Below are 18,384 nucleotides of genomic sequence, written 5' to 3'. Positions count from 1 at the left end.
GAGGCGTCCCACTACCCCTGAGGACCTGGAGAGACGTGATGCCAAGGTCTCTCCTGGTAAGGCCGCGGGGGGGGACATGAAGATGCTCTCGCTCTTACGTCGTGCTTGTACTACTGATGGGCACGTCGATGCGATCCCGTGCAACCACGACTTCATCCTTCACGACGAAGCACTCGACGACGTGCTCACCTCGGAAGCTTGTGCGCTCGTGCCTGGCGTTCGGATGACTCGACTCGATGATCTGCCCGCGGATGTTGTTCCGACGCTCGGCCTCGGCACCGCGGTTCAGCACCTTCCATTTCAGGACGTAGGGATAGGAGACGGTGCAGGACGTCATTTTGAACTTGAGACCCTTGTTCGCCATGAGCGGGGTTCGCCCGCGCAGCATATCCAGAAGCGACGCAGGCCGCCATCCGTCCTGCGTGACCTCGCAATCGATTGTGACCGAATGCGAGATGTCTATCTGGAACTTGTCCTCGATAAACTCCTCGGTGTCGATGAATGCGCGCGCGGCCTCTAGCCTGATCGAAGACAGGGGCGCGGATGTGCCGAATACCTCTCGCCATTTCTTGTTGGCGGATGCCTTGCCCTCGGCCTCAATCGCTTCCAGGCAACGGTTGTAGGCCTTCTTTGCCTTCGGCTGGAACCTGTTCTTCACGGTCACCCGCTGATAGCTCCCCAAAGCGAGGTAGTAGTCCTTATCAGGCTCGTCCGCAAGAAACGCGAAGAAGTCGCGGACCATGAGGTTGTACGATTCCGTTCCCGCTGAATCGTAGAGACTGGTTGTTGAGAAGAATCGGTGCACCAAGGTGTCGATGAGCAGGCCGCCCATGACGACGCCGTTGGCGTTCTTCCACGCCCTGGTCATCCTCGCGAGATGGCGCATGTTTTTCGAGGTGCGGTCGTTGCACGCTTTCGTCGCGCTGATCTCGGCGCGTGGTTTGGTAACCTTCCAGGCTTCGGCGACGGTGTCGGGGTAGTCGAAGCTGCCGTCCTCGTTCTCGAAGGCGGGCTGCACCTCGAACTTGAACTTGTTGCTCGTGAACTGCACGCGCACAACACACTGGTCGACGCGGACATCAGTGCTGGGGTACCTCGCCTTCAGCACGTCTCGGACACGGTTGAGGATTCTCCTCGGCCCGGTCTCGTTGTCATAACTCGTGCGCAAGCCGGGCGGGACAATAAAGATCATGTCCAAGTCGGACACACCACGGGTCGCCGTGTGCCGCCCATACGAGCCGACCATCAACCGGTAACCTGTGGAGCCTTCCGTGGATCTGAAGTCCTTGTTCAGCGCCTTCGTGATTTCGTCTCTGCGCGCGGCGATCGTGGTGCTGGTGTCGCCGACCTTCAGGTGCTGGAGCAGGCCGTCGAAGATTTCGGAGGTCTTCATGATCATGCCTCGCCTTTGTTGAGCCGGAGCCCCTCGGGCAGGAAGAGGTCGATCTCCCGGGAGGTGAACGTCATCTCTTCGTCGTCCTTGAGGCCGTCACTGGCCTTATTGAACGCCTTCTGGCTGGTCCTGGGTGCATCGGCGTACGCGGCGCGGGTGGCTTCCTGCAGTCCGTCCCGCCGCGCACGAGCATCTGAAGCTGAAGTCTCGTCCGACATCAAGTCGGAGATCAGCGACAGGTAAGACTCCCGGACATCCCACAGCCGTGTGGCGATGTCGCGGTGCGCGTCGGCTTCCTCCGAGAACTTGAACGTCTTCGTGGCAAGGCTGGTCCCGCTGACGAGGATCGCAATGAACGAGGTAGCGAGGCTGGTCAGCACCGGGCTCCCCAGCACACCGACCAGTGCGGCCAGGAAGGTGCCAGAGCTGATCGCCGTAAGCGCGACCAGTATGCCCTGCTGCCATCTGTGCCGCCGGAAGCAGATGTCCGCCTGCTTCTCCTGCGTCTTGTGGCTGTAGACCACCCGTCCGAACGCTTCACGCACTTGCGCAAGCAAGTACGGATCCCGGCCTTCATCAGCGATCACTTCATTACTCGTCATGCTTCTCCCATTCAACGTCATTCAGGGAGGTGCGCCCACAGGATCCTCCGGGCCCCCTTACTCTCCGGAAGAGCGACGACTGACGACGATCGCTGCACGTGCTTTAAGTATGGCTGACACCACTGACATTAAAATCTGGAGCAGGCAGCTCTCGCGGGGAGCAACCACTAGCCACACCTGCGACGCACGCCAGAGTGGCGCCCAACGACGCCTGACCCGCACAAACGATGCAAGATTGGCGCTGACCCGAGACAACCTGCGTTGCGGGTCCGGCAGAATGGGCCCTGAAACTCTTCGAGTCCGAACTCCGAGGCACCTCCGACGCAGAAGGTCTGGCTACGACATTGGAAGCGACCCCAACCACACGGTCGCCGCGGCGGCCATGGATGCCGCCGGAAGAATCCGCAGCGCAGTGAACGTCGACCACTTCACCGGTGGCCCTTGCGCGGAACTCGTCGTAATGGGAGCAGCGGCCGCGGCCGGCGCAGGTCCGATCCTGACGACTGCCGCCGTCGGTGATCACGGACGCGGGCTCATCTAGCCGTGCGGGAGGTGGCGGCAGCCCCTGCACGACTTTCACCCCGGACGTCTTGGTGGCCGTGCCGGGGGACAATGGCCGGCAGTTGCGGCCAATCCGCAAACTGCTTCCCGACACGTACTTTCTTCCCGGACGCCAACGCGAGGCGGACAGTGCGGTTCAACAACCGCTATTACGACGCATTTGCCAGCGGAACCGCCAGATGGGCCACTCCCCGCGCGTTGGGATCCGCCGCACTTTTCGAAGTCGTCTGCACTGATGACCCCTGAGCTATGGGGGTAGCGCAGACGGAATGGACAGGCAGTTCCCGAGCCCGTCTGCACTACGAGGCGGCTTGTGCATTCTGCGTGGATCGACCATTGTCGGTGAGCAACCGTCACTGGTGAAAGCGGGCGTGGCGTATCCGTACAGACACGCCTCCTACACGGTTTCCACGTTCCTCGCCGGCGCCGACCAGCCGACTAAATTGGTCGGTAACTAGAGACTGGGGAAGGACGACGAACGATGGAACCTACGAGATTGGAAGACCTGGCGGATGATTGCGAGCTGCAGGGCAGGCAAGTTGCGTTCATCGTGGCAGTGTGGGCCAAGAAGGACGAGAACTATCCAACACTCGCACGTGCCGTTGACCGTGACATCAGGGAAACTCTGAAAAGCGCCCGAACCCTCGAGTCCGGGGCAGATCGAACGGAACTCATCCGCGAGCTGGAACGGATGCGCTCAGTCATATCGTTCCTAGACCATCAGCACTACATCCGCAATACGTGGAGCGGGTCGACATCGAGGCACACCCAGAGCGTCAGGAGCGTCCGCTCTGCAGGTTTGCCCGGCCTCGGCAAGTAGCCAGGCCTTGTCCAAATGCCGCCACCAGAATCGGCTCGAACGGCTCGGGGAAGACTCCCGGCCAGTCCCGGATCGCGACGCCGGGCAGGATCACGCGGGTGGCGGTAGGGTTTTGATCATGCCGAGCACCGAGGGTAGCAAACGGCTGGAGCCGCGGATGAGTCGCGGCTCCTGGAAATTTTCGGCCTGGGCCGCCGGCGGACAGGCTCTGTGCAGCGCACTGCTCACGCTGAACAACCTCCGGCCGGATGACAGATGGGATGCGGCATCCTTCTGGGTCTTTTTGGCCTGGTTCGCCATCAGCACGATCTACTTCCTGTATCTGCTCCGCGTTCGGCGGAATGATGCCCCGTTCTGGGACGAGGAAGAGGCCCGCAGAGCAAACTGGGACCGCCGAGGCAGGCAGCTTTAGAGCCTGGCGGACATTCTGCAGCTACCCAGTGAGCGGCCCCGGCACCGCGACCGTGCCGGACACAGGTCGGGTCGGTAGCAGGTCGAAAGCCGATCGAACTAGCACGGCCCGCCCATCAGCCACATGCGCCCGATTTTCGGCGACCACTATGGCGACCCCTTTGAGCACCACGAAAACCAAGCCATTCACCGTTGCGAGTCACAGGCATGGACCACTTCGAAATCTACTTCACGCACTTCTTGGAATAGTGTTAGAGTACGTGACGTATTGTTCCACTGAACAGGAGAGAGCAATGACCATCACCCCCACCAATGGCTCGGCCGCCGCATTCCAGTACGTACCGGTCCCCAACGAGCACGTCCGTGCTGTGCTTGTGTTCCTCGGAGAACGGCTTTCGGCGGCGGCCGTCAAAGCCGCCACCCCCATCGAGCCGACAGCTGAGGATGTGGTCGTCACCGATCAGGAAGCGATCGACGGTTGGACCGACGAGAACCTGATCAAGTTCTTCGCGATGGACACCAAGACCAGCGTCATCGTCGAACGAATGCTCCGGCACCTCTGCGGCCACGCCGGCCGGGACGAAGCTCTGAGCACCCGTGAGCTGGCGAAGGCGCTGGACCTGGACTACTCCGTCATGAAGAACATCCCGACTCAGGTCAAGCGCACGCTGGGCAAGCACTTCCCGGGGTTGACCTGGCCGTGGTGCGCGCAGTCCGGGCCCAGGTTCACCCCGCCGCGTGCCAACGAGGTTTTCTTCTGGGTCACGGCTGAGCGTGCGGCGCAGTTGAAGCACCTGCGTGGCTGACGCGCCGCCTCCTCATGGGAGGATTCTCGGTCGCGTATTGGGGATCGCCGACTGGGAGAAGGTACAGTTCTCGGGGTTCGACGGCCTGATACTCACCTACGATCAACTATGCGAGATGGTGGAGGACCCTCGCTATGCTGACTGGCATGCTGCCTTGTCTGAAGTCCAAAGGATATATCTCATCACGGACTCGTCTAACGGCAAGCAGTACGTTGGCAAGGCCGACGGGGCCGAGCGCATTCTCGGCCGGCGGACAACGTGCGCACGCGACGGCCACGGCGGGAACGTCGCCCTCCGCCAGCTCGTTTGCCAGAACACAACTGGGACGAAGACAGACCATGCCCAACACTTTGTTTTCAGCCTCCTTCGTGTGGTCGGGCCCAGTACACCGTCCTCAGAAGTGAACTCAGCAAAGTTCCATAACAAAGCGGCCTTTATGACACTGCAATTCGGGCCCCATGGCGCAGAGCGTGAGCCTGCCCGTCAGGCGCACGTGTGGGAGAGCTTCTCGTTTTAGATGAACCTAATCTCATCGGGTGCGTCGAAGTCGAGGTCGCCTGAGACCATGACACAGTCCTCCTCGCTCGCCCTTGTGAACACGTCCGGCATGGCCACCTTGTTGGCGCCCGCGGCGCTCAGGAACCGGAGATAGTGCTGGTTGCCGTCCAGGGTCAGCCCCAGATCGACCTTTCGTCCCGTCCCCCATGGCTCGGTCTGGAGTCCTACCTGCAGGACAACGTAGCCGACAACGGCCGGCGGCTCGTCGTTTTCACGGGCCCGATCTCGGGTGACACAGACCCGGTCTACAGGGACGTGCCGATTCCGCTGAAGTTCTTAGAAGTTGCCGCATTCACTATGCTCCTGACCCCAGATGCTCGGGGATAGTCCTTGCACCGGTCTCTCACATTTTGACTGTCGGCATGCCGAGCATCGTCGGTGCAAGCCGTGCCAAGCGTTTTGCGTCGCTTCGCTTGTATTGGAGAAATCGGAGAGTGAGGTCAATGCCTTCTGTTTCTCCTAGCCATCCTCGTGTTCAGCGAGCCTGCGTCGAGCCGTCAGGTCTGTGTTGATCTCGCAAAGGCCACGGGCTCAGCGAGCTCATGATCAGCTCCGGATCGGTTGCCAGGTCAAGCCGTTACGCCCGCCTTCCTGCATGAACAGGTATCAGAGCGGAGATTCCGGACTGGGCCGCAACCCTCGGTCGATCGAAAGAATAGTCAGCAAGTCATGTTGTACGCGGCCCTAGCCACCATGAAGTGGTGAACGCGAAAACCCAACGGAAGGGACGAACAAAGATGAACACCCAGCAATGCCCCCAAGGTGCGGTACGCGGTCCGCCGTAGGCAGCCGCTCCCCCACAACCGAATAGGCCGTTTCCTGGACCCCACACACCCGGAACATCAGGTCAGAGGCGAGAGGGTGCACAATGTGCACACGAAAAACCACCAAAAAGCCCCTGAACAGGGAAAACACGTGCCCGAGGTGGGACTCGAACCGGACTCCAGCCCTTGCAAATCCGCCACTCCCCCGGAAACGTGCGGAATCCGGCCCGGTCCGAGGCCCAGAGTGTGCACAATGTGCACACCCCAATTTCCGTCGTTTCGGAGCCCTGCACTCGGCTCCGAATGTCCGCGGCTCTTGGCGGCCCTGGCAGATTCCCTCATGCCAAGCATCCAGCAAATAGGCCAGTCCGGTCCCGGAACACCTTTGTGCCCGACTCCCGGTTCGGACCTAACGTTCGTCACCGCGGTGAAGTCGTCTTGTCTTCCACATCATCTACGAAAGCGACTTGTGTCGTGTACTGCTGATAGAGCTGAATGGCATCTTCCAAAGGGAGGCGTCCGAAGTTTAACGCCGTTTGAAGCCCCTCGAGCTGGGCATTGCAGGCCTCTGCTGCACTGACCTTTGCGGCCACTGAGTGCGAGTTGGCCAAGTTGGTCGATACAGCAGCGATGACGGACATCAGCATCGCTGCCAGACAGAGCACCTGCCAAACTATGGAACTTTGTTCCAACGTCAGTGCTCCTTGGACCCCCGCAGCGAATTTGGGCCCGCCAAAGGCGGGGCCCGCCGTGAAGCCCGCAGCCAGCGCGCTACCAACTACGCTTGTGGTAGCCAGCCTGTTCCGACGAGGTCGTTCCTGTCGCAGGAAAAGCTTGATGGCTGACTGTCGCTGCTCAATGTTCTCGGTCAGTCTCTGACGAGCCTCTTGGTCCTTCACGACTTTCTCCCCGACCCGGTGTCTATGGTGCAAACCACCCGCTTGGAGGAGGGTGATCGTTGAATACTCGTGAGTAGCGCCGACATGTCGAAGGCGTGTGGCGTCACCTCTTGAGCACCATCGGAACAGCGTCTGAGACCTCAACCATTTGAGCACTTGAGGCGTTACGGACGCGTTACCGCCAGGGCGTCCATACGCACAGGGCCACAACGTACGCTCACATTGATTCAGCCAGCGCCGGCGATCTTGAGCAAACCTTTGGCAAACGTAATCTGATTCCTGATTCATGTGCAGAAGGATCAAGGCAGCCGGGGACTGCCGGGTGCCATTGTTGGCGGGATGTCCACAGCTGCTCTCGGCTGACAACCGCGGACACGCGCAAAGTAGGGTGAAATAGCATGACCAACGATGATCGTCCGCCAGGAATCTCCGATGAAGACGAATCAGACGCGGCGACGCCCATGGGCACGCTAGTCATCCGCACATGGCACGAACCGGACCAGACACCAAGTTTTCGCGCCAGGCTTACTTACGGCGAAGACCCAAGCGGTGAACCCAGAACTGTCTCCACCGCGGATCCAGACAAGGTGCTAAGTGTTGTGCGCCAATGGTTGTCTGGCCAAACAAACCCTCCGGACAAGGTCTAGATCATTCTTTTGCCGCTTGGTTGTGACGACGTATCCGCCATGAGGCGCCGAATGGACTCCGAAGGCACAAGCCCCATGTCCTCCTCCAGCTTCGCGCGGTACTTCTCGTAGGCCCGAAGCGCGGCAGCATTGTTGCCCTGCCGTTTTTCAGCCCTAATGAGAAGTCCAACGGCGCTTTCATAGAGCGGTTCGATTTCGAGTGCTGCCTCCGAGGCCTCCAGTGCAGATTCATAGTCACATCGCGCCAGCGACTCGCGAGCGATGATCTGAAATGCGTGAAGCCGGTCCTGCCGCAATCTGCTCTGCTCGAAGAGCACCCAGTCGTCATACCAGCCCGGGAGCAAGTCGGCGTCCCGTAACTGGTGCAGGCATGAGGCCACGTTTCCATTAAGTCCAACTCGGCCCAGCGCCCGGATCTGGGCGCGGACCCTGTGCAGGTCCACGTCGACCAGTTCGCTCAGCGACAGCACCGCCCCACCATTGATGAGCAGGCCAGGGACTTGCCGCGAGATGAGATGCATGCTGACGCGCAGGCTTTCTAGTGCCCTGGACTCGCGACACTCAGGCCACAATAGACCAACGAGATAACCGCGGGGACGGGGACCGTTGATGGCCAGCGCAGTGATGAGCCGTTGTTGCCGCGCTGCGACGTGCACGATGTCCGTGTCGCGGCGAAGTTGCCACGATTGAAGCAGGCTCAACTGGAAACCATAGTCGTCGTTGCCCATGGGCACCCCCAAAATCCAGCGCGGGTCTGAAGAGCTGGAACAGATGTAGCATCGACTTTCCGCAGTCAGGAGCGGGCTGTCAATGGCACGCGTCATCTAGATGGTTCTTTGCGAAAGAATAGGGAGATCACCAGCATCGTTGGGTTTCATGAGCAACAACTGTCACATGCTGATTCCAAAGAGAGAGTCCACTCCGGAATGCCTGGGGATGGCATCGAACGTCGGCCGACACGTAGGTTTGGTTGTGACGAGGCATAGGCGGACCGCTCCTGGGCGTTTGACCGGGGCCCCTCCACCATATGGGCCGATCCGCGCGTTGCGCCGGCGCTGGGCTTTTGTCTGACTTACTTATTCAAGATGGATCGCTTCCCCGCTTGTGGGGCCCGACCGCCGAGGCGGCTATGCTGCCACGCCCAAGGCAAATCCAACAAGTCCGACGCCGTCGCTCGGACCATCGTGGGAAAGGCCGCGGCCGCGCTCGTCAGCTCCGAGCCAAAGCCCTCAGGGAAGCACTTCGGATCCTTGGCCGCCCAAGGATCGTAGGCCACGCAGCGGACCGGCGCATGCAACGCGCTGAACGCCCTGCTACGGACCCTCGATCTGGAAACCGAAGCACGCCCTCCACTGGATTCTTCACAAGTCGCGATAGTCCAGGGCTGTCGGGCCAGATGCAATGACGTTGCGGCCGCTGCTGTCGCACAGTCCGAGGCACCACGGCTCGCGTCCGCCGTCATCTCACTCAGCCCGGAACTAGAGGCCAACCAACGGGCCCTGGCCGAGCATGTCGGCCAGTCGCCTAGGTGTCCTGGAGATCCGCTGGGTGGGCGTGGTACCCGCGGCATTAGTCTCGCCGCCTACTTGCAAGCCGGCCGGGTCCGTTCGAAAGCGGCTTCGGCTGCTCTCGCCGGCCCGAGCCATATCCCCTCGGCCACAGGCAACTCCAGCCGGTACCGGCTCACCGCTGCGGCGGCCCGCAACGCAACCGGGCACTGGACATCGTCGCCGTCACTCGAAGCGTGGAAGGCTCCGGCATCTGTGGCTCGCTCGAGCTGCGCTGCGGAAGGCAAGGCCACAACAAGAAGTCCCGAGCTTTCTCAAGCGCGTTACCGCCGGACAGATCATTCGCAACTCAACACACTCATGGATTGACTCGCCATCATAGAAGGGGCGGCCAGACCACTAACACCCCGGCCCTACTGTGCTGGTCATGAGTCGGAGTAAACCGGCCCCTTACGGACAACTATCGCGGAATGCCGAACCCCTGAACAGTCCGTCCTGCGGCGCCGCCTCCTTGGAGCCGTCAACTGATGGCGTCACGAAACGCTATGCGCTGCGGTTGAGCGACGCTGTGATCGATGAGATCAAATGGAGGATAAGACCCTGGAGTCGATGTGATAATTCCATTACTCTTAGCAAATTTGTTCGTCCGTCGCTTCGCGCCGGTTGTGCCTCCCTTGTCGTATTCCTGCAGGTGCGAACACCTATCCTCTTGCAGCAGCCCCGGCTGACGCTTGGCACGCGACGTAGCAGGAATCATGCAATTCTGGGAAACAACTGGATAGCCGCCGTTCTGCCCGACCCTAGGTTCGTCATTCGCAGAGGTAAAGGAGTCAAACTGTGCCGATCTGGAGAACAGACCCAGGCAAAGGTCTCCGCCCTTTTCGTGCCACTACAAACTCCCGACGTCCGTCATCCCTCGGCATGAGGAGTTCTCCATGAGCCGTCCGTCCCCTTCGTCAGAGCCTCCAGGACTGAACCGCAAAGCGTTACGAGGTTCGAGAGGGACCAAGGGTCCGGCAGAGCGTCATTCACGCTGATACCCCGGCCGTGTTCGTGCCCTTCCGCAGTGAGCCGTAGAGTAACGCTCCAGTAACGCCGCATGTCGTACCTTTCGTGTGGAGGCCGGCATAAGCCTTCTGCGGGACTTCGCTCAATGTCCTGCTTGTTCATGAGAACTACGCGTATTTATTCGCTGGCGGCTGCGGCCTCCACCGGGAAGTCTTACTGTTTGGTTAGCGCCAACGGAGGCCTGTATGCCGATCATAATGGACGCGATTCTCGACGATGTGGCTACTTCGAGTGTCCTCGTCACTGGGGAAGGCTTTGCCTCCTGGCAGGGCCCAGGAAACTATTCTGAAGATACACCCGCGGTCATTGCGATTCGTTTGCGGTGGGATAGAGGCTGGAGAAAAGACAGAACTCTGGACTATGACGAAGGCGTGCTGGGGCCCGGGTCTACATTTGACGGCCATCTGGAAGTTCGCTACGTGTTGAGCCATGGTGAGACCAAGAAGGTCTTTGTTGAGATGATCAACAGGCGTACCGGCGCAAAGGTCCATTCGGAACGACGGACCTTCCAGGGAGTGGATGCACTGTAGTCAGTCCTAAATCTAAATCCGATAGGTCAGGCCTTGGTACAACGTGTGGCAGGGCTGCGTACTCCGGGGTTGCTAGCTCCATCGGTCGTAAGCGCTCTTTTACAGAGCTAACTTTGTGTATGAGGACGCGCAGTCGCATGTGATCGCAGCCTAGAGCGGGAAGACCGGTGCTCGGGGTGAGAGCAACGACAACAGTCGTAGCGCTGAACTGTGCCTTCTGCCACGACAATCCGGTTTCTGTGCCCGTCCCCGTCCGTTCGTACATTGCTTTACAGGGTCAGCTGAGCCGAACACATAGCGTCAAAAGGCATGTCCGGAGCGGAGGAATAGCGCACCAACACTGGACGTGGCTGGGGGCCACAGTAGGACGATGTTGACGCGGCAACTTGGCAACGCTGTCGCCGCAATCTGGTGGTATCAAGCGGAATTCGCGGAGACGATCATTAACCGGGGTTGCTTGAGTTTCCCTATTTCACCTTACGGACGTCAACACTCTAACAAATCAAGGCGGAATCGGATGCAGGGACTGCTCAGGATATTGGGTGATATCCACCCTGTGGCACCAAACAGGTAATACCTGCACCCAGGTAATACCTGCAACTGAGACAAGGTCGTATAATTATGTATCAGCTCTTCGGCTTTCTAAGCAAGCAACAACTCGTATTACGCCAGTTGCCTGTGTTTATTATTTCATTTGTCTTGGCCAGTTTGTATTATAAACTCGGCAGTTTCGCGTGGGAATGCGCGGCTTTCCTTGCCACATGGGCGGTTCTCGATTTTATGGCCGGACTCTTTACTCGCGATAAGATGAACGCACCGACAGATGCCGTCGAAAGCGCTCATCACGATTCATCGATTTAATTACAAGGTGTCGACATGAGCGATGGGACTATCGAGGGCTCTCGCAGGAACAAACTGCGAATCCAGAATCCATTTAGGTATAACTGGACCTTTAGATCGCGCGGTGAGACCGTAGTGGGGACACTGACGAGCATTTTCCCCAACACGGGTTGGCGAGAAGACGGCGATCTAAACTTTTACATTGTTCCCGATGCGGATTATCAGGAAATTCTTGTTAACCGTAATGGAATCGTCAGCACAAGTGAAAACATATGCTGCGAAGTAAAGCCTGGAATCTTCTTTTACGCCGCTTTTCACCAATGGACTAAAGCTCTAGTGGGCGGAAAGGTAACGGTGCGCGGCGTTTACGTAGATGATACTTATCACGCGTCGGAACGCCCCGAACTCCACCCACTGGATTTAATCGTTGGGCATCTAGGAGGTTCCATGGTGGAAGCCTCCCACTGGATTAGCGATATTGCCTTCCGCCGCCGATTGCAGATTGGTACCAGTTTGTTGGCGTTTCGGTATGCAGCTGCTAGTGATGATCGGAAGGGAATAGTCCGTCATGGGCCACCGCTTTGGGACAGCACGCGTTCTGTTACCCTGCCGTTGATTTTCCCGCCTCGGCCTGACCCGAACTGGACGCCGGTACTCGACCACCGCATTTCATTTATAAGACGTGCCGAGGCCGACACTGCGATGATCGGCGGGGGCCAGCCCGGCAGCAGAACCTACTTTGAGTTGCGTGTTAGGTGTGAATCGGCCAATGCTGACGGCCCCGGTATTGCGCTTGGAGAAGTAGCCGCCTACTGGAAGAACCCAACAGTTCCCGAATTGGTTCTCGAACCAGAGATACTAAATTTTGGTTCAGTGCTTCCAGGCAGGCAGTCAACGAAGCGGGTTCGCATACGTAACGTTGGTGGGGCGCCCCTTCGCGTCAGTGTTCCAGGCCCCTCCGGCCCGGGCAGGGTCTTTCATTGGAGTGCGCGTGAGGGACTGACGATTGCCTCGGGCTCCCACCTTGACGAGGACATTGTGTTCTTTCCCCAGACGGCTGGACAGTCTGCAGGCACGTGGAGCGTTGTAACGGATCCGTCTGTTCTTGGTTCCCGAACCATTCGCCTCACGGGCAGGAGAAGACCGGGGCAAACCCCGTGAGTAGTCGCGCAGGCCGGCACGGATTCTTCCTCTCGGAACCGCCGCTCGTGACAATCTCGGGCAGGGACCGGCGGCAAGCGGGTAGGGCATTTGCCCCCGAAAAGAAGCATTTGTGTATTGCGACGGCAATCTCGCCCTCCAGTATTCCCTGTCAGGCGGTCCCGCTGAAACCGGGCTCATGCAGTCGGACCAAAAGTAGAACGAGTCCGTAGGGTGAACACGCAGCCTACTGCCTATCGGGGGGCGAGCCCCGTAAACCCAAAAACATCCGCTGCTTCAGCACTTGTAGGAATGGTGACGATCAATGGCAGCAACCGACCAAACTGAAGCGTTCATGACGGATTTCGGACGGTCCATCAGGGCATCCATGGCAGCCGTCTTTGTGGGGGCAGGCATGTCGCAACAAGCCGGCTTGCCGGGCTGGGGTGATTTATTGAATCCCTTACGGCGTGCTGCAAATGTACCAGATTCTGTTGAAAATGCTGCGGTGGTTGCAGAGTTCATCGAAAAAGAGTTGGGGCGCGAGCGATTAATAGAACACATTCTCAGAGAGGTATCCAAATCTGCACTAGTTCCGGATGCCCATCAGGCGCTTCGAAAGTTGGGAATCCCGCGGATATGGACGACGAACTACGATCGAATCCTAGAAAAATGTTTTGGTGATGATGCGGTCACAATTGTTGAAGATAGCGATTACCGTAAAAGTCGAGATATTCTTCATACCACAATGATAACTAAACTGCACGGCTCAGTCGGAAAAGATCATAATGGTGTTATCGAATGGCGTCGTGAACCCGTGATAACTCGAACCGATTATGAGACTTATGATTTGACCCATAATGTCATGTGGTCGGCTTTGACCGCTCAGTTCCTAACTACAAGCTTTCTTTTCCTTGGCTTTAGCTTTACCGACCCGAACATAGAAACTCTTTTGAAGCTAAGTCGATCATTGCCTACAGGACTCCGGCGACTAACCCACTACGCAGTGATGAAGTCGGCGGAGGATACTCCAGAGGAGCGGCTTGCTGAGCTTCGCGCGCGTGATCTGGAACGGGCGGGTATTAAGGTTTTGTCGATTTCAGACCATAATGAAATACCCAATATTTTGACCGAGCTTGAACACCGCGCGCGCCGCCCAGACCTTTTTGTTGGGGGCTCTTTCGAAAGTGATGCCGCTCTCAAGCAATTGCTGCACGGAGCTGGTTCCCGGTTGGCCGAAAACGCATATGTGAGAATCTTTTCGACTGGAAGTTACCCAGCTAAGCTACTTGCTTCCGGTTTTGCTGCCGAAATGCGACGGCGCGAGGAATACAGCCCTGACCGTCTGCAATTCCATTTCCGCTACCATGCACACGAACACCGCGTGCCAACCCTACCCGAGCGGATGGGGACGGTGGTCTATCACGCTGATGAAGACAAAGCGGATCTTCGCGAGAAAACGCTTAGAAAATGTCGGGCCGCCTTGTTCATCGGCGGCGGGCCAGGGACGGCGGAGGAGATTGCGATTGCCGACTCAATGGGTTTACCCATCGTCGCCTTGCCTTATCCCTTTGGTGCTGCGTCCGAGTTTGGGAAAGGTCTTCACGCGCATCGAGGACTAACGGGGAAAGCCACAGAGAAGCTGTCAGAGTTCGCGGATCCAGTAGCCAATGGAATGCCCAAAGATAGGGTATTGGCTGCCTTGTTGCTTGAAGTGCTTGGTGAACACTGATGAATTTTGCTGCCGGATGACATTGGCGGCTAACGTGGCGACCGCAATCTTGAGCCGTACCAGCCTGTGGGACGCGCAGCAGCTATCAGAAATTGACGGAATTTTGATCGCGCCCGCCGCTCCGTTCCATAAGTCGTGGTGCAGCAATCGAGGTCCCGAGGCCGCTACGGCGCTGGCCCTACCGAACACGTCCAAGCCCGTGATGGAAGTGTTCGGACGAACGAATAAGAGAAGAATGGCGGTGGTTTGTGATAACGCCGCAGTAACGCTGAGTGACCTACTATCGGCACGTCAACATCCTAGACGTCCGGGAAGCGAACCGGCTGACCAGCTCACTGCAGGATCTTCAGCCGGGGGTTCAGAACAGTAGTTTGCGGCGGGGTCCGAAATGGCAATTCCAGCCCACTTTGCCAGTCACGACGAACAGCCAGCCGAAGGAGTAACTCATGAATCGTCCTGAAGGGGAAGTTCAAAGGGGCCAAATGGCTCCGCCTGCTGACGGTCGACGCTACGGCACGTCACCCCTTTTACAGGCTGTGGACATGACGTCCGACGCCACCTGGATCAACGGGACCGGCCCCGGGGGCAGGCGGTTCCGCGCCGGAACGAGGGCTTCATGATCCGGTTCCATGCGATTCCACGGCTCGAGGGGAACGACCTTGATGGCATCCATCTGTTGTGGTCGCCACCGGTGCCTTCTGGACACTCGCTCGACGGCTTCACGATCTTTCGCCGGCGTGCCCGCGGTGAGAAGTCAGAGCAGTGCATAGACCTGTCCGCCGAGATTCTTGCCGAAGCTCGGGCTCAAGGCGTGTTGCCGATCCCGGACGCGATGATTTGGGCCGACGTCAAGGGCCCGTCCGATCCGGCGTCGTCGATCTGGACATTCCGGATTGAACTCACTGGACACCACAGCGTTCTCACTATTACGGCCAACGACGCCCTGGCTGCATTCGCCGGAACACCGGACGGCACGGTTATTAACGGCGCCGCGTTCACCGGAGTGCCCGTAACGTTCCGTGGCAGTGGGATGGGTATCGTCTGGGTAGTAACGGACTCGACCGACACCCAGGTGCGGATCTGCGGCGACGTGGTGACTGACCGCGAATGGGCTGATGCTGAGGCTATCGTGAAGGAACTGCAGGTGCCCTTCGAGACGGTCAATCCTGCCGTCGGGTCGCCCGCCGACGGTCTGGCTCTCGCCGAATCCCGTGCTCTTCCAGAGAGACTGGACGGGGACTTCACCGAAGTCAGCGCCTACGCAAACGCCGCGCTGTCGCGTCCAGACGGTACACCGCCCTGGTCGGTGATCTCTGAGAAACCCGGCGGGAATGGGAACTCCTGGGACGTCTCGCCGTACGGCCTTACCATTGCGACGACCCTGCTGGCGCCGTGGCGACGCGGGTGGGGCTTCGCGCACCGGGACACCGACGCGGCCGGCCTAGTGCCGGGCAGTCGCTACGACTACCGAATTGTCGGCACGGTCCGTCGCCGGGACCGCGACGAGAAGATGTACGACCTGCACACGGTGCCGCGGGGATACCGGTTGCCGCTCAGCTTCCGCTGGGGCTCCACAGTGGTATGGTCCAGCAAACCGCCTGTGGTTCAGGCACTCGTCGTTGCCGCTGGCACGCCCGGAACAATTCGCAAGGGCTTCGAGACCGATCGCCTCATCATCCGTCTGGACACCCCCTCACGGCGCATCGTTCTCGACCTTGTGGCCGGCACCCAGGTGGACGCCAAGGCCTTCCGCTATAGCGTACCGGTCGACTCCCTTTCGGCTGCTTCGGGAGAACGCACCCTGCTCGAGTTTGCTGCACTGGCGGACACGGTGATTGTTGAGGGCAGTCTTGGTGTTGCGGGCATCGTCCCCGCGCCGATCGGTTCTGCTTTCGACCCCGATGAGCCGGTCCCGATCACACAGACCATTTACGACGTCGAGTACAGGCCGACGCTGGCGCCGCCCGTGCCTGACTCCATCACCGTGACAAACCTGTCGGACCCTGCCCGGACCGCCGCCCGGGGCGTCCAGGACACGAACCGCGGCTTCGCGATCGCATGGCCGGCGCCGTCCTCGATCGACCCGGCCGCGATGCCCTTCATGCCGCTTTCGGCTGCCGCGCCACCGACAGAGGTGGTCTATTACATTTTGGAGCGTTCCCTGGGCGGGCCGTTCGAACCCGCGGTGAAGGATGGCGTCCACGTCTCCGGCCGCAACGCACCAACAGGCACCGACCCCAGCGCATACGGGTTCGACCTGTTGCGCGCTTTCCCGCCGGCTGATGCTGCACCAAGTTCGTCCAGCCCACTGGTCCATGCGGTGGAGGTTTTCGGCGCGGACGAACTCGCGTACGGGGAGACTGTTACTTATCAGGTCAGCTCTGTGGACGCGACTGGCCGGCGCTCTTCGCCACGGGTCTCCGCTCCGACGCCCTTGCGCAAGTTCGTCAGACCGCCCGCTCCGTCCACACCACCCCCGGCCGGCCAGTTGGCGGCCGACGCCATGCCGGGCTCCGGCGTGGAGGTGCAACTGCTGCAAGTCGACGACCCGGATCTCACCGCCGCGCAGGACGCCCTCGCCGCCGGAAATGACAAGGTCGTAATTCGCTGGGGCTGGGGACCGGCACAACGTGACCTTGACCCAGACGTCACGGAGTTCCGCGTCTACCACCACCGATCTGCGCTTACCGCGCTGCAAGTGCAGCCAAACGGAGTGCCTACGGGCACCGGAACGGGATGGAATCTGCCGGTGCAGGTCAGCCGCCCCGTGGCGGCGAACGAGTTCGCCGGTATCACTGTGGTGCTTGGGCTCGCTTACCGGATCACCGGACACGGCGCGGGGACATCGGTGGTGCTGTCTCTCGCACCCAGCCCGGTAGATAGCTCGCGGGCGCCGGTCCCCCGCTCTTTGACCCTGAATCGAACCACCTCGGCCGAGCTGAACTCGGAGTACTGGGACCAGCGAGTGCAGGCAGTGCAGCGCACTCCCGCTGCCGCCGGGAGCGATGTGGTCGAGAGTTACCAGGTGGTTCTGCCCGCCACTGCCCTCGGCGTGGACGCCGCGACCCCGCGCCGCCGGTTAGCTTACGGCGTGACCGCCGCCGACGCGGAGCCTTATGTACCGGACCGGCGGGCCGCCACCGAGCCTGCGCCCCGGCCCGGCAACGAGAGCACCGTAGCCGCCGTTGAGGTAACCGCACGTTACTACGGCCGACCGACCCTGACCCTTGCCGACCTCGACGATATCCCCGCGCGGACCGCGCCTCGGCAGGCCGGCGACAACGTGCATGTTCGGATCCGGCCAGCAGACCACCTGCCGGTTGGGTTCGCTGCCGCACCGCGGATGCTGCTTGACCGGATCCCGGCCGCCGCAGCGCTGACGCGCTTGCGGGTCGAGGTCACCGAAATTTCGCTGATCGCGGCGGACGGAAGCGCACAAGTGTGGGCACTATCACTCGCAGACGCGGAGGCGCTGCGCGTCGGGCACTCCGCAGGGCTGATACCGGACCGGTTCCTGGCTCACGCAGCATCCCATCTAGATGGTCTGGACGACGATGCCGAGAAGCTCGGCACGGTCGACCCGGGCGTCACGTTCGAGGACACCCTTCCGAACCGACCGGCTCGGTGGCTCTACCGGCTCCGCGCCATGGACGCGGCGGGCAGGCCATCGGTGGCGGCCCAAGTGCTGCCCCTCGTGGTGCACGTACCGTCGGAGGCCCGCGCGGTTGCCCCTCAGATCGAATCGCTGAATGTCACGGGCGGAACCGCGACCGTCAGGTTGGATTGCCGACGCGCAGTGGGCGCACCGTATGTGTTCCTCGCCGCGGACGAGTCATTGCGGACCGCGACGGCCTCGCTCGCCACCATTCGAAATCGCCCGGATCTGACGCCGGTTGACCGCTTAGTGATCCGGGACGCGGCCGGGCGCCGCCTCATCCCTGTCCCGGCAGTGCTGGACGCCGCAGGGTTCGCCGACGTCACCGTACCCGCGCCCGCAGAAGGTTTCGTCGCTCACGCGTGGGCGATCGCAGTCTCCGCTGACGGCGTGCCGTCTCGGCTGGCCGGTCCCGTGCACGCCGGCTTCCTTCCGACAGGGGTGTGACTC

The 18,384-nt window shown here is 60.2% G+C and carries 15 protein-coding genes; 11 read left to right on the top strand and 4 right to left on the bottom strand.

All coding sequences use genetic code 11. From position 1 onward, the window contains the following. Positions 1-94 precede the first annotated feature (94 nt). On the bottom strand, positions 95-1,399 hold the full coding sequence (locus AC1MDG_RS09010; RefSeq protein WP_479808605.1) for a nucleotide-binding domain-containing protein: 1,305 nt from the start codon (positions 1,397-1,399) through the stop codon (positions 95-97). After that, complete coding sequence (locus AC1MDG_RS09005; RefSeq protein WP_479808604.1) at positions 1,396-1,995, bottom strand: SLATT domain-containing protein; 600 nt, start codon at positions 1,993-1,995, stop codon at positions 1,396-1,398. Before AC1MDG_RS09005 ends, AC1MDG_RS09010 begins: the two co-directional genes overlap by 4 nt. Positions 1,996-2,407: 412 nt before the next feature. On the opposite strand from AC1MDG_RS09005, the gene AC1MDG_RS09000 reads away from it, so the two are divergent. The 5 genes from AC1MDG_RS09000 (at position 2,408) to AC1MDG_RS08980 (ending at position 5,478) form a co-directional block, all read left to right on the top strand. Next, positions 2,408-2,536 (top strand): hypothetical protein, encoded by a 129-nt coding sequence (locus AC1MDG_RS09000; RefSeq protein ID WP_479808603.1) that lies wholly within the window; start codon positions 2,408-2,410, stop codon positions 2,534-2,536. A 501-nt stretch (positions 2,537-3,037) separates the two neighbouring features. Next, entirely contained in the window at positions 3,038-3,376 is a 339-nt protein-coding gene (locus AC1MDG_RS08995; RefSeq protein WP_479808602.1) for a hypothetical protein, read from the top strand. 118 nt (positions 3,377-3,494) lie between these two features. Beyond that, entirely contained in the window at positions 3,495-3,788 is a 294-nt protein-coding gene (locus tag AC1MDG_RS08990; RefSeq protein WP_479808601.1) for a hypothetical protein, read from the top strand. 292 nt (positions 3,789-4,080) lie between these two features. Continuing rightward, positions 4,081-4,593, top strand: coding sequence for a hypothetical protein (locus AC1MDG_RS08985; protein ID WP_479808600.1), 513 nt, complete (start codon positions 4,081-4,083; stop codon positions 4,591-4,593). Between the two features lie 651 nt (positions 4,594-5,244). Continuing rightward, entirely contained in the window at positions 5,245-5,478 is a 234-nt protein-coding gene (locus AC1MDG_RS08980; protein ID WP_479808599.1) for a DNA/RNA non-specific endonuclease, read from the top strand. An 856-nt stretch (positions 5,479-6,334) separates the two neighbouring features. On the opposite strand, the gene AC1MDG_RS08975 is transcribed toward AC1MDG_RS08980, so the two are convergent. Next, on the bottom strand, positions 6,335-6,607 hold the full coding sequence (locus tag AC1MDG_RS08975; protein WP_479808598.1) for a hypothetical protein: 273 nt from the start codon (positions 6,605-6,607) through the stop codon (positions 6,335-6,337). Between the two features lie 605 nt (positions 6,608-7,212). Between AC1MDG_RS08975 and AC1MDG_RS08970 the strand changes: the two genes are divergently transcribed. Next, on the top strand, positions 7,213-7,461 hold the full coding sequence (locus AC1MDG_RS08970) for a hypothetical protein (RefSeq protein ID WP_479808597.1): 249 nt from the start codon (positions 7,213-7,215) through the stop codon (positions 7,459-7,461). Here AC1MDG_RS08970 and AC1MDG_RS08965 read toward each other — a convergent pair. After that, positions 7,458-8,189, bottom strand: a complete 732-nt coding sequence (locus tag AC1MDG_RS08965; RefSeq protein WP_479808596.1) for an AfsR/SARP family transcriptional regulator — start codon at positions 8,187-8,189, stop codon at positions 7,458-7,460. The genes AC1MDG_RS08970 and AC1MDG_RS08965 overlap by 4 nt on opposite strands. Positions 8,190-10,222: 2,033 nt before the next feature. Here AC1MDG_RS08965 and AC1MDG_RS08960 point away from each other — a divergent pair. The 5 genes from AC1MDG_RS08960 to AC1MDG_RS08940 all read left to right on the top strand — a co-directional run bounded on the left by AC1MDG_RS08960 (position 10,223) and on the right by AC1MDG_RS08940 (position 18,381). Further along, a complete protein-coding gene (locus AC1MDG_RS08960) occupies positions 10,223-10,567 on the top strand; it encodes a hypothetical protein (RefSeq protein WP_479808595.1) in 345 nt (114 codons plus the stop codon). A 621-nt stretch (positions 10,568-11,188) separates the two neighbouring features. Then, a complete protein-coding gene (locus AC1MDG_RS08955; RefSeq protein ID WP_479808594.1) occupies positions 11,189-11,428 on the top strand; it encodes a hypothetical protein in 240 nt (79 codons plus the stop codon). Between the two features lie 15 nt (positions 11,429-11,443). Beyond that, the gene (locus AC1MDG_RS08950; protein WP_479808593.1) at positions 11,444-12,568 is read left to right on the top strand and encodes a hypothetical protein; all 1,125 of its coding nucleotides are present in this window, start codon (positions 11,444-11,446) and stop codon (positions 12,566-12,568) included. A gap of 304 nt (positions 12,569-12,872) precedes the next feature. After that, positions 12,873-14,279, top strand: a complete 1,407-nt coding sequence (locus tag AC1MDG_RS08945; RefSeq protein WP_479808592.1) for an SIR2 family protein — start codon at positions 12,873-12,875, stop codon at positions 14,277-14,279. 616 nt (positions 14,280-14,895) lie between these two features. Next, a complete protein-coding gene (locus AC1MDG_RS08940; RefSeq protein WP_479808591.1) occupies positions 14,896-18,381 on the top strand; it encodes a hypothetical protein in 3,486 nt (1,161 codons plus the stop codon). The last annotated feature ends 3 nt before the right edge of the window (positions 18,382-18,384 follow it).

This window comes from Arthrobacter sp. AIWTK1 (assembly GCF_056680535.1).
Note: the sequence above shows the minus strand (reverse complement) of the source record. Positions and strands in the feature narration are given on the sequence as shown.